The sequence below is a fragment of the Mesorhizobium sp. genome, from assembly GCF_004963255.1.
Classification (GTDB): domain Bacteria; phylum Pseudomonadota; class Alphaproteobacteria; order Rhizobiales; family Rhizobiaceae; genus Mesorhizobium.
In genome coordinates this window covers 135354-151382 of the sequence record NZ_SUGA01000010.1, presented here as the reverse complement: position 1 = coordinate 151382, position 16029 = coordinate 135354, and the positions used below count along the sequence as shown (strand labels likewise).

12 protein-coding genes and 1 tRNA gene are annotated in these 16029 nt (G+C 64.2%); 9 read left to right on the top strand and 4 right to left on the bottom strand.

The annotated features are described in order from the left end of the window. Window positions 1–118 precede the first annotated feature (118 nt). Complete coding sequence (gene secA, locus E5X34_RS14220) at window positions 119–2851, top strand: preprotein translocase subunit SecA (protein ID WP_292565545.1); 2733 nt, start codon at window positions 119–121, stop codon at window positions 2849–2851. A gap of 119 nt (window positions 2852–2970) precedes the next feature. Here the strand turns inward: secA and E5X34_RS14215 are convergent, their stop codons facing one another. Next, window positions 2971–5556, bottom strand: coding sequence for a LuxR family transcriptional regulator (locus E5X34_RS14215; protein WP_292565627.1), 2586 nt, complete (start codon window positions 5554–5556; stop codon window positions 2971–2973). Window positions 5557–5880: 324 nt separating this feature from the next. Between E5X34_RS14215 and E5X34_RS14210 the strand changes: the two genes are divergently transcribed. The 6 genes from E5X34_RS14210 (at window position 5881) to E5X34_RS14185 (ending at window position 12833) form a co-directional block, all read left to right on the top strand. Then, the gene (locus tag E5X34_RS14210; protein ID WP_126081070.1) at window positions 5881–6153 is read left to right on the top strand and encodes a DUF4242 domain-containing protein; all 273 of its coding nucleotides are present in this window, start codon (window positions 5881–5883) and stop codon (window positions 6151–6153) included. 378 nt (window positions 6154–6531) lie between these two features. After that, on the top strand, window positions 6532–7038 hold the full coding sequence (locus E5X34_RS14205) for a hypothetical protein (protein ID WP_292317961.1): 507 nt from the start codon (window positions 6532–6534) through the stop codon (window positions 7036–7038). A 369-nt stretch (window positions 7039–7407) separates the two neighbouring features. After that, window positions 7408–8811, top strand: a complete 1404-nt coding sequence (locus E5X34_RS14200) for a lipopolysaccharide biosynthesis protein (RefSeq protein ID WP_292565542.1) — start codon at window positions 7408–7410, stop codon at window positions 8809–8811. Further along, window positions 8811–10091, top strand: a complete 1281-nt coding sequence (locus tag E5X34_RS14195; protein WP_292565540.1) for a GNAT family N-acetyltransferase — start codon at window positions 8811–8813, stop codon at window positions 10089–10091. The genes E5X34_RS14200 and E5X34_RS14195 overlap by 1 nt, the downstream gene beginning before the upstream one ends. 68 nt (window positions 10092–10159) lie before the next feature. Continuing rightward, window positions 10160–11320 (top strand): YncE family protein, encoded by a 1161-nt coding sequence (locus E5X34_RS14190; protein WP_292565538.1) that lies wholly within the window; start codon window positions 10160–10162, stop codon window positions 11318–11320. Window positions 11321–11807: 487 nt separating this feature from the next. Beyond that, a complete protein-coding gene (locus tag E5X34_RS14185) occupies window positions 11808–12833 on the top strand; it encodes an ABC transporter transmembrane domain-containing protein (RefSeq protein ID WP_131614278.1) in 1026 nt (341 codons plus the stop codon). Between the two features lie 152 nt (window positions 12834–12985). Here the strand turns inward: E5X34_RS14185 and E5X34_RS14180 are convergent. Beyond that, a tRNA-Leu gene (locus E5X34_RS14180) sits at window positions 12986–13070 on the bottom strand. 334 nt (window positions 13071–13404) lie between these two features. Here E5X34_RS14180 and E5X34_RS14175 point away from each other — a divergent pair. After that, entirely contained in the window at window positions 13405–13992 is a 588-nt protein-coding gene (locus E5X34_RS14175; RefSeq protein ID WP_042641375.1) for a YqaA family protein, read from the top strand. Between the two features lie 25 nt (window positions 13993–14017). Then, complete coding sequence (locus E5X34_RS14170) at window positions 14018–14536, top strand: disulfide bond formation protein B (RefSeq protein WP_292565534.1); 519 nt, start codon at window positions 14018–14020, stop codon at window positions 14534–14536. 161 nt (window positions 14537–14697) lie between these two features. Here E5X34_RS14170 and E5X34_RS14165 read toward each other — a convergent pair whose 3' ends face one another. Both E5X34_RS14165 and E5X34_RS14160 read right to left on the bottom strand, forming a co-directional pair. After that, window positions 14698–15255 (bottom strand): HNH endonuclease, encoded by a 558-nt coding sequence (locus E5X34_RS14165; RefSeq protein ID WP_027167440.1) that lies wholly within the window; start codon window positions 15253–15255, stop codon window positions 14698–14700. A 110-nt stretch (window positions 15256–15365) separates the two neighbouring features. Next, window positions 15366–16025 carry a DNA-3-methyladenine glycosylase gene (locus E5X34_RS14160; protein WP_292565531.1) on the bottom strand — a complete coding sequence of 220 codons (660 nt, stop codon included), beginning with the start codon at window positions 16023–16025 and terminating at the stop codon, window positions 15366–15368. Between the last annotated feature and the right edge of the window lie 4 nt (window positions 16026–16029).

Genomic DNA, 16029 nt, shown 5'->3' with positions numbered 1-16029 from the left:
TTGGCGTCCAGAACCGTTTTCCGGGCGCTTTTTGCGTTTGTCCGCATTCACGCGGATTTGATGGGCCCGCCAGGCGCCTGTCGCAAACGGCCAAAATTGCTATCGAAAGGACCATTGGATGGTCAGTCTCGGCGGTCTCGCCCGTAAGGTTTTCGGTTCTTCCAACGACCGCCGCGTCAAGGCGACCCGGCCCAGGGTCGAGGCCATCAACGCCATGGAAAACGAGATGCGGGCGCTTTCCGACGCCGAGCTTGCCGGGCGCACGGAGAAATTCCGCCAGGACCTTGCCAACGGCGCTTCGCTCGACGACCTGCTGGTCCCGGCCTTCGCCACGGTGCGCGAGGCGGCCCGCCGCGTGCTCGGCATGCGGCCTTTCGACGTCCAGTTGATCGGCGGGATGGTGCTGCACAATGGCGGCATCGCCGAGATGCGCACCGGCGAGGGCAAGACGCTAGTCGCCACCTTGCCCGTCTATCTCAACGCGCTCGCCGGCAAGGGCGTGCATGTCGTCACCGTCAACGACTACCTCGCCAAGCGCGACGCCGAATGGATGGGCCGCGTCTACAAATTCCTCGGCCTGACGGTCGGCATCATCGTCCACGGCCTTTCCGACGACGAGCGCCGCGAGGCCTATGCCTGCGACGTCACCTACGCCACCAACAACGAGCTCGGCTTCGACTATCTGCGCGACAACATGAAGTATGAGCGCTCGCAGATGGTGCAGCGCGGCCACTCCTACGCCATCGTCGACGAGGTCGATTCCATCCTGGTGGATGAGGCGCGCACGCCGCTGATCATTTCCGGTCCGCTCGAGGACCGCTCGGAAATGTACAACACCATCGACGCCTTCATGCTGAAGCTCGGCCCGGCCGACTACGAGGTCGACGAGAAGCAGAAGACGACGATCTTCACCGAGGAAGGCACCGAAAAGCTGGAAAACATGCTGACCGCGGCCGGCTTGTTGAAGGGCGAGTCGCTCTACGACGTCGAGAACGTGGCCATCGTCCACCACGTCAACAATGCGCTGAAGGCGCATCTGCTGTTCCAGAAGGACCGCGATTACATCGTGCGCAATGGCGAGATCGTCATCATCGACGAATTCACCGGCCGCATGATGCCCGGACGCCGCTATTCGGAAGGCCTGCACCAGGCGCTCGAGGCCAAGGAGCATGTGCAGATCCAGCCGGAGAACCAGACGCTGGCCTCCGTCACCTTCCAGAACTATTTCCGCCTCTACAAGAAGCTCGCCGGCATGACCGGAACGGCGCTGACCGAGGCCGAGGAATTCGCCAACATCTACAATCTCGAAGTCACCGAGATCCCGACCAACCTGCCGGTCGCCCGCAAGGACGAGGACGACGAGGTCTACCGGACGGTCGACGAGAAATACAAGGCGATCGTCAAGGAAATCAAAGACGCGCGCGACCGTGGCCAGCCGATCCTGGTCGGCACCACCTCGATCGAGAAATCCGAGCAACTGGCCGAGCGCCTGCGCAAGGAAGGCATCAAGGACTTCGAAGTGCTGAACGCCCGCCACCATGAGCGCGAGGCATCCATCGTCGCCCAGGCCGGCAAGCCCGGCGCCATCACCATCGCCACCAACATGGCCGGCCGCGGCACCGACATCAAGCTCGGCGGCAATGCCGAGATGCGCATCGCCGAGGAGCTTGGCGACATGCCGGCCGGCCCCGAGCGCGAGGCCCGGGAGAAGGCCATCATCGACGATGTCGAGCGCCTGAAGGAAAAGGCGCTGGCCGCCGGCGGCCTTTACGTTCTGGCCACCGAACGCCACGAATCGCGCCGCATCGACAACCAGCTGCGCGGCCGCTCCGGCCGTCAGGGCGATCCGGGCCGCTCGAAATTCTTCCTGTCGCTGCAGGATGACCTGATGCGCATCTTCGGCTCCGAGCGCATGGACGGCATGCTGCAGAAGCTCGGCCTCAAGGAAGACGAGGCGATCATCCATCCCTGGATCAACAAGGCGCTGGAGAAGGCGCAGAAGAAGGTCGAGGCGCGCAACTTCGACATCCGCAAGAACCTTCTGAAATATGACGACGTCTCGAACGACCAGCGCAAGGTGGTGTTCGAGCAGCGCATCGAGCTAATGGACGGCGAAGGCCTGTCGGAGACGATCACCGAGATGCGTGAAGGCGTCATCGAGGAGATCGTCGCCAAGAACATCCCCGAAAACGCCTATGCCGAGCAGTGGAACGTCGCCGGCCTCAAGGAAGAGGTGGGGCAATACCTCAACCTCGACCTGCCGATCGAGGAATGGGTCAAGGAAGAGGGTATCGCCGAGGACGACATCCGCGAGCGCATCACGGCCGCGGCCGATGCCGCCGCCAAGGAGCGCGCCGATCGCTTCGGCCCCGACGTGATGAATTATGTCGAGCGTTCGGTGGTGTTGCAGACGCTCGACCATCTGTGGCGCGAGCATATCGTCAATCTCGACCATCTGCGCTCGGTCGTCGGTTTCCGCGGCTACGCCCAGCGCGACCCGCTGCAGGAATACAAGGGCGAAGCCTTCGAGCTGTTCCAGGGCATGCTGGGCAATTTGCGCCAGGCCGTCACCGCGCAGCTGATGCGCGTCGAGCTGGTGCGCGAGGCTGCGGACGCGCCGCCGCCCGAGGCGCCCGAGATGTTCGGCAGCCATATCGACGGCTCCACCGGCGAGGACGATTTCCAGGGCGGCGAAACCGCGCTTCTCCTGCGCCAGGATTCGAATACCGTCGTCGCTCCGGAAAACCGCGACCCGAAGAACCCGGCGACCTGGGGCAAGGTCGGCCGCAACGAAGCCTGCCCCTGCGGCTCCGGCAAGAAATACAAGCACTGCCACGGCGCCTTCGCCTGACCCTTCTTTCCTTCTCCCCGTTCACGGGGAGAAGGTGCCCGAAGGGCGGATGAGGGGCAGCGCCGGCGCCCGGCAATATTTGCAATGCTAGACTTGCGTTAGGCTTCGCTAGTCAAATCTCACACCAGCCCCGACGCGCGCGCCGCGGCCGCCGCTTCGCCGCGCGAGACGGCTTCCAGTTTCCCGAGCACCGCCGAAACATGGTGGTCGACCGTCTTCGGCGAGATCGTCAGATGCGCGGCGATCTTCTTGTTGGAGAAGCCTCGTTCGATCAACTGCAGGACCTCCATCTGGCGCTGCGTGAGGCCAGCCTGGTTGGCGCGCGTCGCCTGCCTTGGACCCCTGGCAATGCCGCTCACACCGCTCTGCCGCAGCAGGCCGCGCACATGCTGCGCCACTGGTCTTGCGCCGAGCGCCTCGAAAATATCCAGTGCTTCACGCTGCGCGGCCTCGTCGCCCTGCAGCAAGGCGAGCGCCCGTTCGAAAGGCGCGCCCATTCTCGCCCAAAGCGCAGCGGCGGTGCGCCAGTCGCCGATCAATTGCAGGCGATGCGGCTCGGCCATGCCGTCGGTCTCGCCGGGATCGCTTTCCGGCGACAAAAGCCGCCGCCAGATCGCCAGCCCACCGAGCACCGCCCGCGTCGGCGCGAGGCCTTCGGCAAGGGCGATCAGATGCAGCGCTTCATCTCTGTCGCCCTCGCCCAGCCACGCCAGCTCGGCCATCACCTCGGCAAAAGGCACGAGCCGTTGCAGTTCCATGCCCTTGTCCAGGAACCGCCTCATCTCTTCAACCATCGGCTCGGCCGACGGGTCGCCGCGGCGGATGCGCAATCTGGCCAGGGCCACCAGCGACGGATAGCGCACCAACGGCGTCGTTGCTTCATCGTCGACAACCTCATGCGCTACCCCCGCGGCGTCGTCCCAGAGGCCGAGCCTCAGCAGCAGCTGCGCCTGCACGCCGCGCATGTAGTCGCGCCATGTCGCGAGATCGTTCTCGACGCAATAGCCGATGCCGCGCTCCAGCAACGAGGACGCCTCCTTGAAGTTGAGCCTGTTCATCTCGACGCAGGCGCAGTTGGTGAAGGCGCGCGCCGCATGTTCCTGGAAGTTGCCCGACAATGCGATTCCCAGGCTGCGGGCGAGATCGCGCCGCCCCTTGGCGAAGTCCAGCCATTGCCCGGCGGCGCCGACATTGTTGAGGGCATGGCAGAGGATGTCAGGCCGGTTGAGCCGCTCCGCCAGCTCCACGGCCTTGCCGCCGAGCATGAGCGTGTCCTCGAGCCGTTCGGCGAGCATCGCCAGCTGCGAAAGGTTGGAATAGGCCATGGCGAGTTCGGGACCGTCGGGCGCTGTCTCCAGAAGCTCCACGGCCTGTGCTCCGAACCTGTCCGCGGTCTCGCGATCGCCGAGCAGGTAGGCAAAGCGCGACAGGCACCTGAGGCTGTCGCCTTCCTTAACCCGGTCGCCCAACGCCTGGCGCAGCAGACGCGCCTGGTCCTGCGCCTCCATCGCCGCCTCGACGCGGCCGATCAAGTGGCACTCGAAAGCGTGGCCCTCATAGAGCTCGGCTCGCTTCTCGACCGGCAGCATATCCGCATAGCGCAGGGCAACCTCGTAATAACCCACCGCGTCGCGATGCGCGCCAACCCGCGAAGCCTCGCGCGCCGCGGTCGGCGCGAGCTCGCGCACCACGTCCAGGTTCTGCGCTTCCACGGCATGATGCACCAGCCTTGCGGTGGCCACTTGCGGGTTTTCGCGCAAGGCCGACAAGGCGCGTTCATTGTATTCGCGCCGTTTGCTCGGCGTCAGCGCCATCTCGATTGCCGTACGGGCGATCTCGTGCCGGAAGGCATAGCCGTCTCCGAAATCCTCGAGCAGGCCGTTGGCGACGCATTCGGCGAGCTGGCCGGCGGCGGCAATCCCGCAAAGGCCGCTCAGCGCCCAGGCGTCGGCGCGGCGTGGAAACACCGAGACGGCGTCGAGCATCGAGCGCGCGCCCGGCGACAGTTTTTCGGCGCGCGCCAGCACGGCGTCGCGCACGCTCGCCGGCAAGGCCCCATCGCTTTCGGCGGCAAGCAGCTCGGTGACGAAGAAGGCGTTGCCGGCGCTTGCCCGGTAGATCGCCTCGCCGTCGCGCTCGGCGGTCGCGGCGAGCGAAAGCACGGCGCTTTCGCTGAGCAGGGGCACGTCGACACGCACGACATTGCCGGCCGGGATCTCGCCGAGCGCCCGGCGCACACGCATCTGCCCTTCGCTGCGGTCGGTGCGGGCCGTGATCAGAAGCAGGATGCGGGTGTTTGCGATGCGCCGGCCGAGGAAGCGCACAAAGTCGAGTGTCGCGTCGTCGGCCCAGTGCAGATCCTCGATGACGAGCAGGCACGGGCCTTTCGCCTCGAAGATGTCGAGCGCCTCGGAAAACAACGGCAGCCGCTGCACCTGGCGGTCGTCCATCGCCCGCGGCAGTTCCCACCGCGCGTCGCGGGCCAGATCATAAAGCGGCCCCAGCGGATCCGGGATGGATAGGTCCTCGCAGGCGCTGCGAAGCATTGTCAGGCCATCATCCAGTCGGCTCGCGAACGCCTCGACCAGCGCCGTCTTGCCGGCGCCCGCCTCACCCAAGACGACCACGACGCGGCCGCGGCCTCCGATTGCGTCCGCCAACAGGGCATCCATCTGCTGCAGCTGCGGCTGCCGTTCCAGAAGCATCATCGCTCTCTCGCGAAATTGGAATTCCATCGTGGCGGATCGCCGCCGCGATAGCGTGGGAGACAGCCCTGAAATGTGACTTTCCACACATTCAAGTGCCATCTTCCACATAAAACGTCCCAAAGATAGGGAATCGTCCCGGGCAATATGGGGAATGGCTCCGATGCATGGCCTTTCCCGAAATGGTGGTATCCGCCTTGCTCGAAACGAGCCCGCAGCAATTCCGGGAAAACTGCGTAGCGGTTGGGCTCGGCGACTTCGCCGTGGCCTTCCGTCCGGAATTGCGTGGAAACTTGCAATCCAATCACGAAAGGAAAGACGATCGTGCCACGTTATCTCGTTGAACGCACCTTCCCGGAAGGCCTGCATGTGCCGATGAACGATGCCGGCGCCACGGCGATGGGCGGCGTCATCGCCCGCAATGCCGAGAAAGGCGTCACCTGGGTGCAATCCTTCGTCTCGCCCGACAAGGGCAAGAGTTTCTGCATCTACGACGCGCCCTCGCCGGAGGCGATCCGCAGCACCGCGCAAAAGAATGCGCTTCCTGTCGACAAGATCACGGAGGTGCGGGTCCTCGACCCCTACTTTTATCGCTGACGGGGAAGATCGTGTCGGGCAGACCATACCCGTCGCCGGCGGACCTGACGCCGTGCCGGACAGCGAGAGTGTATCCGCCGCGGCGGATTACCTCCCGCCACGGCGCGGCGTCATGCGACGGGCCTTGTCGGCGCTGCTTTCGCCGTTGCGAAACCGGCGCCGCCTTCTGCCGCCTCGGGACGATTACCTGAGACGCGACATCGGCCTCGATGAGCGGGAGATGCCGCGCGAATACTGGGAATATTGGTGGCATCACCACTGATCCCGCCGCGTCGGGATCAGTGTCCATTCTTTTAACGACAAGCGTCGCCGGCGCCCGGAGTTGGCCTTGGCGGGCCGGCCCGCCGTTGCGCGCCTCAACCGCATTGGAGACATGAAATGACCATTCGCAATTGGGCCAGGTGCCTTGTCGGCGCCTCTGCCGCGATCATCCTGCTGACGGCGGGCGCCGCCACAGCCGAGACCGTCAACCCGCTGGCCGAAAAGGTGCGGGCGCTCGACAGCCGCTTCGAGGACGTCGCGGTGGCGAAGGCCGAAGGCTACGCGCCTATCCCCTGCGCCAGCGGCCTCACCGGCGGCGCCATGGGCATCCACTACGTCAACGCCGCCTATCTGAAGGACGACGCCGTTGACGTCGCCAAGCCGGAAGCCGTCATGTACGAGCCGATGGCCGACGGCACGCTGAAGCTGATCGCCGTCGAATACATCACTTCGAAAGGCCCTGCCTCGCTCGAAGGCCATCTCTTCAACTTCAACACGGCCCCCAACCGCTACGGCCTCGGCCCGTTCTACGAGCTGCATGTCTGGGCCTGGAAGCAGAACCCGACGGGCGCCTTCGCCGACATGAACCCGAACGTCTCGTGCGATGCGATGAAGGGGATGTGAGCGCCTTTTCCTTCTCCCCGTTTCACGGGGAGAAGGTGGTCCGAAGGGTCGGATGAGGGGCGGCGCCGGTGATTGCGATTGGCCGCCCTTCGTAGTCCAACAGAGGATAATCACCCTCTTTAGGGCACTCCCGCAAAGAACCTCTTCGGACACGCGGTTCATCCCAAATTTCCGAAGCCGGCTCTGCTCCTCATCCGCCCGCCGGCGATAGTCATTCGAAAAGCCAAGCAATTGGCTTTTCGTCCGCTGCGCGGACCACTCCTCACCTCCCGTATAGTGACGGGAGAGGGAAACTCCCCACCCACCCTTTCTTAAGGTGTTTCGGGTAGACCCGAACGCTGGAAAAAGGCGGAAAACGGAGAGTTCTGGGTGCGCTTTTCCGCGGCAACGACTGCCGGGCGGTTCTTACCGCAGCGCTGGGCGCTGCGCATGCGGCCGCTGCTTGGCCGCATCGATGCCATCCTCTTCACCGCCGACGCGCGCGGCGAAGCCGGGCGCATGTCGCTGATTGCTTTTTCCATCCGGATCATCAGCGCCTTGATCGCCTTTGTCAGCCAGGTGCTGATGGCGCGCTGGATGGGGTCGTTCGAATACGGCATCTCGGTGCTGGTCTGGGTGACGATGGTCATCGTCGGCAATCTCGCCTGCCTTGGCTTCCACACCTCCGTCATCCGCTTCATTCCGGAGTATCGTGAGCGCGGCATGCTGGCCGAGCTGCGCGGCATCGTGCTTGCCAGCCGCCTGTTCGTGCTCGTCGCCTCGACGCTGATCGCCGGTCTCGGCGCCCTTGGCGTGTGGCTCGCCTCGGACTGGATCGAGAACTACTACGTCATCCCTTTCATCCTCGGCGTCATCTGCCTGCCGATGATCGCGCTCGGCGATCTCCTGCAAGGGCTGGCGCGCGCCAATTCCTGGGCGCTGCTGGCGTTGTCGCCGACCTATCTGGTGCGGCCGGTGCTGATCCTGGCTTTCATGGCACTGATGCTTGGCCTGCACTACTTGCCCGACGCCAAGACCGCGATCTTCGCCTCGATCGCCGCCACCTATGTCACGACGCTCGGCCAGCTGATGGCCGTCACCTCTCGCATGGACAAGAAGGTCGCGCCCGGGCCGATGACGGTGCATTTCGGCCAATGGATCCTTGTCTCGCTGCCGATCTTCCTGGTCGAGAGCTTCTTCTTCCTGCTCACCAATGCCGACGTGCTGATGGTGGGCGCCTACCTCCCGCCCAACGATGTCGCCGTCTATTTCGCGACCGTGAAGACGCTGGCGCTGGTGCATTTCGTTTATTTCGCCGTCAAGGCCGGCGTTGCCCAGCGCTATGCGCAATTCACCCATGGCGAGCCGGACAGGCTTGCCGCCTTCGCCCGCGAGACCGTCTCCTGGACCTTCTGGCCTTCGCTTTTGATGGCGCTGCTGGTGCTGGCGCTGGGCGAGCCGATGCTGGTGCTGTTCGGCCCCGAATTCACCGCCGGCTATCCGCTGCTTTTCCTGCTTGTGCTGGGCGTCGTGGCGCGCGCCGCCGTCGGCCCCTGCGAAAGCCTGCTGACCATGAGCGGCAACCAGAACATCTGCGCCGCCGTCTACGCCATGACGCTTGCGCTCAACATCGGCCTCAACGTGATCCTCATCCCACTGTTCGGCCTCTGGGGCGCGGCGATCGCAACCAGCCTCGCCATGATCTTCGAGGCCAGCGCGCTCTCCTTCACCGTCTGGCGCAAGCTCGGCATCGTGATGGCGATCTTCGTGCCCGCAAGAAAGGAAGTCGCCTGATGGCCGCCGTCCCGTTGCTTGAAGAGACCAGCGGCGGCCCCGCCGGCGCCATGGTCTCCAACCTTGCCGGCCTGGCGCGCGAAGTCGACCCCGCCCATATCGAGCTCTTCGCCAGCAACAGGCCAGAACGCAAGCTCGCCATCTACCCGGCCTCGGCCGGCTTCGACCTCGTCGAGGAACTCGACTATCTCAGCGCCCGCACGGTCGAGCCCAATGTCTTCTTCAACCCGCGCTTCCTCGCCCCGGCAATGCCCCGGCTGGAAGACCGCGAGGTGCGGCTGGCCGTCATCCGCGACGGCGACGAATACCGCAACCGGCTCAGGCTTCTGGTGCCCTTCTCGGTCGAGCGGCCGGCGATCCCGCTCGGCGTTCCGGTGATGCGCACATGGTCGAGCCCGTTCGGCCCGCTCGGCACACCGCTGGTCGACCGCGACGACCCGGTCGGCGTCATCGAGGATTTCTTCTCGATGCTGTCGCGGCCGCATCTCAAGCTGCCAAAGGTCTTCGTGCTGCCCGACATGCGCCTCGACGGTCCGGTGGCGAGCCTGCTGACCTCCTTCGCCGACAGCCGCGGCCTGACCCTGGTGACCACCGGCAAGGTCGAGCGTCCGGTGCTTGAAAGCGATGCCGACGGCGAGGACTACCTCAAGGCATCGCTGCGCGCGCACCATTACCGCGAATTCCGCCGGCTGAAGCGGCGCCTTGCCGACCACGGCAAGCTGGAGCACGTCGTGGCGCGCGGGCCGGACGAGATCCGCCACGCCATCGAAAGCTTCCTGACGCTGGAGGCCGCCGGCTGGAAGGGTCGCGAGCGCACCGCCATGGCGATCGACCGCTACCGCGCCGCCTTCGCCCGCGAGGCCGTGCACCGGCTGGCCGAGCAGGACATGTGCCGCATCCATCTCCTGACGCTCGACGGCCGCGCCATCGCCTGCCTGGTCGTCTTCGTCGAGGCCGGCGTCGCCTACACCTGGAAGACAGCCTATGACGAGACGCTCTCCGCCTATTCGCCGGGCACGCTGCTGATGATCGAGGTGACCAAGCAACATCTCGACGATCCCAACATCGTCATGACCGATTCCTGCGCGGTTCCGGACCATCCGGTGATGAGCCGCCTGTGGAGCGAGCGCAAGCCGATGGGCACGCTGGTGGTCGGGCTGACGCCGGACGCCGACCGGCTAGCCCGCCAGGCGGCCTCGCAACTGCACCTCTACCGCGAGACCCGCAACATGGCGCGCCTGCTGCGCAACCGCATGCGGAGCCTCCTGAAAAGGCGCTAGATCAACGGCGGGACACAAGCTATGGGTCCGGGCGGGAACTCGGGCCGGGCCTTCACGAAACCATCCAGATGATCAGAAGTCTTTTGCGTCACACCAGTCTTCGTGCGGCCCTGCTGCTGATTGCGCTCCTGCCTGCTCGAGCCTGGGCCGAAACCTGTCCCGAGGACTGCAGCGAACCGCCACCGCCCGCCGTCAACATCTACAAACACACCGCCGCCGGTCATCTCAACCCCGTGACGACCGGATCGCTGCCGCGCGTCTATGTGCCCAACCGTTCCTCCAACAGCGTCTCTGTGATCGACAGCGTGACGCTCAAGGAAGTCGACCGCTTCAATGTCGGCAGCAAGCCGCAGCACGTCGTGCCGTCCTGGGATTTGAAGACGCTGTGGGTCGCCAACAACGGCACCGGCAAAAACGGCAGCCTGACGCCGATCGACCCGATGACGGCCAAGCCCGGCCAGCAGGTCCCGGTCGACGATCCCTACAACCTCTATTTCATGCCGGACGGCAGCGCGGCAATCGTCGTCGACGAGGCATTGCAGCAGCTCGATTTCCGCGACCCGCACACCATGGCGCTGAAATCGAGCCTGCCGACGCCGACCTGCCTTGGCATCAACCATGCCGATTTTTCGGTCGACGGCTCCTACGCGATCTTCACCTGCGAATATGGCGATGGCGGCCTGGCCAAGATCGACCTGAAGAACCAGAAGGTGCTCGGCCACCTCGATCTGTCCAAGATGGGCATGCCGCAGGACATCCGCCTGTCGCCCGACGGCAAGGTCTTCTACGTGGCCGACATGATGAATGACGGCGTGTTCCTGGTCGACGGCGACAGTTTCAAGGAAATCGGCTTCATCCCGACCGGCATCGGCGCGCATGGCTTCGTCGTCAGCCGCGACGGCAAGCGGCTCTATGTGTCGAACCGCGGCTCGCACAAGATGGAGCAGGGCAAGGCCAAGGGTCCGGGCAGCGTGACCGTGATCGACTTCGCCACCCGCGCCGTCGTCGCGCAATGGCCGATCCCCGGCGGCGGCAGCCCCGACATGGGCAATGTCAGCGCCGACGGCAAGCAGCTATGGCTCTCCGGCCGCTTCGACAGCGACGTCTACATGATCGACACGGTGAGCGGCGCCGTGACCAAAATCCGCGTCGGCGTCGAGCCGCATGGGCTCACCGTATGGCCGCAGCCGGGGCGGTATTCGCAGGGGCATACGGGGAATATGCGGTAGGCAGGCTGGATGCCGCTAATAGACTCGACGCAGCCGGCATTGTGTAGTCGACCAGCACGAATCCTTGAACGTCACGCCTGCCATTTTGCAGAGCGTCTGAAGGTCGAGGAGCGGGAATTGCAGCCTATGATGTGCGCGCCAAATGCCTGCCGCTCGCGCTGATCGTTCCAGGCCCGAAACGCATGCTTAAAAATATCGAGACGGACGGCTCTGAGCTCTCCAGCGTATCTATCGCGCAGCCTGCCTGATTCAGCTCGGATCGTAAATTCCCCTGGCCTTGATGCCGATCAAAGGGGCTCGCGGCCTTCTTCGCTATCAAACCGTGAAGATAGAGAACTCAGCCTCCTCATGTGGCGTGGGCTGGCAAAAGGCATGACCGGGCGGCAGTCCCGGGCCTGACAGAGGCTGCCTGTTCAGCAGGTCACCGACAGGGTGCGTTGCTCTGATCGGTTGGACCGGAAATGGATACGACGGAGGCGCACCGAAGGTGAGCGGAATTTTCGCGACAATTGCGCGGCGCTTCGCCCCGTTTGAGCCGATGGCCGACGCGATGCGCCCTGGCGAGAAGTTTCCCAGTTTTGTCCGGCGCGCCAGCGGCATGCAACAGGTCTATGTCAGCGTGATCGCAATTTCGGTTGCCTTGGCCAACTTTCTACCCATCGACCTGCAGAGACGGGTCGTCGATGTGGCAATTGCCGACAAGGACGTACGGGGGCTCCTGATGCTCGGCGGCCTTTATCTTGGGGCTATACTCCTGCATGCGGGCCTGAAATACGCACTGATCGTCTATCAAGGCTGGGTCGGAGAGAGCGTGGTGAAGACGGCCCGCGACCAACTCGCTCTCGTCGCCACGCAAAGGTCCGCGCGCGAGCACGCAAGGAGTGGTCAGACCGCCGGCATCATCGGCAACGAGATCGACTATGTTGGTGGATTTGTCGGCACCAGCATTTCTGATTGCGTGGTCAACGTCACGCTGATGGTTTCCGTCGCATCTTACATGACCTATATGCAGCCGGTGATCGCTCTGGTCAGCGGCGTGTCACTCCTGCCGCAAATCCTGCTTGCGCTTTACATGCAGAAGGACCTGAACACACTAGTGGAACGGCAGGTCGCGCTGGTCCGAAAGCTTGGCAACCAAGCAGTCAATTCCTTCGCCAGCCACTCCACGAAGCGCCGTGCCGCCTTTCGCACCATACGCACGATCTTCAGCACCCGCATCGAATTCTATTTGTTGAAATTCGGGCTGAAGACGTTGCTGAATATAGCCAACGCGGTGGGGTCCCTGATGGTCCTGATCGTTGGCGGCTATCTTGTGATCCGCGGGCAGACGACGATCGGCACGGTCGTCGCCTTTATTTCGGGCTTCCAACGCTTGTCGGAACCCACAGGGGAACTTCTCGACTTCTATCGCTCCTATTCGCAAGCGAAAGTGCAATTCCGGATGATCGTCCAGTGGGTTGATGGCGATCATCCCGCGCAAACCGGGCATTCCGCGCACAGAATTGATCGATGATCTTGCCAGCCTGTTGCCGGAACCGGTGCTCTGCAAGCGCAAGCCGATGGTTTGGTGAACCTATTGGCGTCCGTGGGTGACGGTCTTGCTTTTGTTAAGCGCCCAGCGCCGGAGACCCAACGGTAAATACGTCAACACCAGCATGAAGGTGGTGGTGCCCCTAGCCGGGATCGAACCAGCACTCCTTGCGGAACTCGATTTTGAGTCGAGCGCGTCTACCAATTCCGCCATAGGGGCTCAGGCCGGGCGGCCTGGATGGGCGCGGACTATACGGGCGGATGGGTGTTCGTCAACTGGCCTGTTGCGGATTTGCCCGCGCAACCGGCGGCATCGCCCACCCTTCGGCCTCGTGGCGACGCAGACATTGTGCGTCGCGGAAAATCTTTCTAGACAGGCGAAGCGTTGAGCGCCTCGCATCCGCAAGCTGGATGCGGCGCTTTGGGTTCTTGTCTTCCTGCCTGCCGTTGCCCAAAACCGCCTAGCGCCTCGGGTGACATTGATCAGAGCAATTCCAGGAAAAGCGCGCTGCGGTTTTCCGTCCGGAATTGCGTCGACTGCATTAGGAGAGCCGATGCTTCGCGGGCTTTACGACTGGACGCTCTCGCTGGCGGCGCGCAAATCCGCCGAATGGTGGCTGGCCTTCATCGCCTTCGTCGAAAGCTCCGTGTTCTTCATACCGGCCGACGTGCTGTTCCTGCCCATGGCGTTGGCGCGGCCCGATCGCGCCTATCGCTACGCCCTGACCGCCACGGTTGCCTCCGTGCTGGGCGGCATTGCCGGCTGGCTGATCGGCTACTATGCCTATGACACGATAGCGCGGCCGATCCTGGAGCATTTCGGCGGCCTCGACACGTTCGAGAGGTGGCAGTCGTCAGGCACCGGGCTGATGCTCGTGCTGCTCGTCACATCCGGCGCTGCGCACCTGCCGCCGATCAAGGTGGTCACCATTCTGGCCGGCGCGCTTCACGTCAACATTCTTGTCTTCGTCGTCTCGGCCATCGTGGCGCGCGGCGCCCGTTTCCTGCTGCTGGCCTGGCTGCTGCGCCGCTATGGCGAATCGATCCGGGAGTTCATCGAAAAGCGCTTGGGATTGATCGTCGGCGCCGGCGCGGCTGCCCTGATTTTGCTCTATATCCTCGTCAGATACGCCCACGGATAGCGACGCAACCAACGGACCCGATTAGATGACAGTGACCATGAATGCCGATACCGGACGCCAGCGCACGCGCGCGGCGCTGTTTCTCGCCGTCGCCATGGCCGCGACCGTCGGCTCGGCGCTGGCTTTCCAATATATCGGCGGCTACATCCCCTGCCACCTCTGCCTCGAGCAGCGCACGCCCTATTATGTCGGCGCGCCGCTGATGCTGCTGGCGGTGATCGCCTCGATGCTTCATGCGCCGGCCTGGGCGACGCGCGGCCTGCTGGCGATCGGCGGCTTGCTGATGCTCTACGGCCTCTATCTCGGCGTCTACCACTCCGGCGTCGAATGGCATTGGTGGGCCGGCCCGACCGACTGCACGGCGGGCGCCGGCCCGGTCGACACCGGCGGCAAGGGGGTGCTCGACGCGCTCGACAAATTCGTGCCGCCGTCCTGCGACAAGGCGGCGCTGCGCATCCTTGGCCTGTCGCTCGCCGGCTGGAACGCCATCGCCAGCCTCGTGCTGGCCGCCGTCGCCTTCCGCAGCGCGCTCGCGCGGGATTGAGCAGGACCAAAGCGCCGACGCGAGATCGTTCAAAGAATTCGGCAGGATGAGCCGTATGAAGTGAGCGTCGAGAACCGGAGCGGAGCGTACTTACAGTACGTGAGCACCGGAAGCGCAGACGCTTGCTTCAGACGGCCAGCCTCACGAATTCTCGAACGATCTCAAGGTTCGAGTTCGACATCCCAGTATAGATAATCCATCCAGCTTTCATGCAGATGGTTGGGCGGGAACAGGCGGCCGTTGTTGTGCAGGTCATGCACCGTCGGCTGGTAGGGCTTCTGCAGCGGCCACATCTTGGCCTGGGCCGGCATCATGCCGCCCTTGCGAAGATTGCAGGGCGAGCAGGCGGCGACGACATTCTCCCAGGTCGTCGCCCCGCCGCGATGGCGCGGGATGACATGGTCGAAGGTCAAATCCTCCGGCGTGCCGCAATATTGGCACTGGAAACGGTCGCGCAGGAACACGTTGAAGCGGGTGAAGGCGGGATGCCGCGACGGCTTCACATAGGCCTTGAGGCTCACCACGCTCGGCAGCTTCATCGAGAAGGTCGGCGAGGAGACGGCGTGCTCGTATTCTGCGACGATGTTGACCCGGTCGAGGAAGACAGCCTTGATGGCGTCCTGCCACGACCAGAGCGACAGGGGGTAATAGCTGAGCGGGCGGTAGTCCGCATTCAGCACCAGCGCGGGAAGCCCATCCGGAGATACGGCAACCGTCACGTCCTTCGCCTCCTACATTCCAAACCGAACGCCGCGGATACTGTAAGCCCGACATGACAGGGATGTGAAGCGGATTGTCTCTCGCCGAAACTCTCAAAAACGCATGATTTTCATGCTTTTTTGGCTATTTCGACGGGAGGCGCCGCGTCCCTGCCCTTCAGTTCACGATAGTAGGCCCAAAAAAGCCGCGACGCGACACCCCGCCAGGGGCTCCATGATTCGGCCAGCCGGATCAGCATTTTCTCCGGCGGACGCGGGTCGATGCCGAGCGCATGGCCGACCGCCGTCTGCAGCGCGACATCGCGCGCGGGGAAGACGTCCGGATGGCCGGCGGCGAACAGCAGATAGCATTCGGCCGTCCATGGGCCGATGCCGGGCACGGCCGTCATCGCGGCGATCGCCTCGCCGGCATCGAGCGTACAGAGGTGATCGAGGTCGAGCCCACCGGCCACCGCTTCGGCCACGGCGAGCAGCCCACGCTGCTTCGGCCGCGACAGCCCGGCCTCGCGAAACACGTCTTCGCCCGCGGCCAGGATTGCCTGTGGCGTCAGCGGATCGACCAGCTTGACCAGCCGCCCGAAGATCGCATCGGCGCTGGCGCGGGAAACCTGCTGCGAAACGATGATCGAAGCCAGGCTTCGAAACCCCGGTTCCGACAGCCGAAGCGGCACCTCGCCCGCCTTGCCGCGCACCGTCTCCAGCCGCGGATCGATCCGGCAGAGGGCGTCGAGCCCTGCCGCAATGTCGTCGAGCGAGGCGATGCGTTGCACGTTG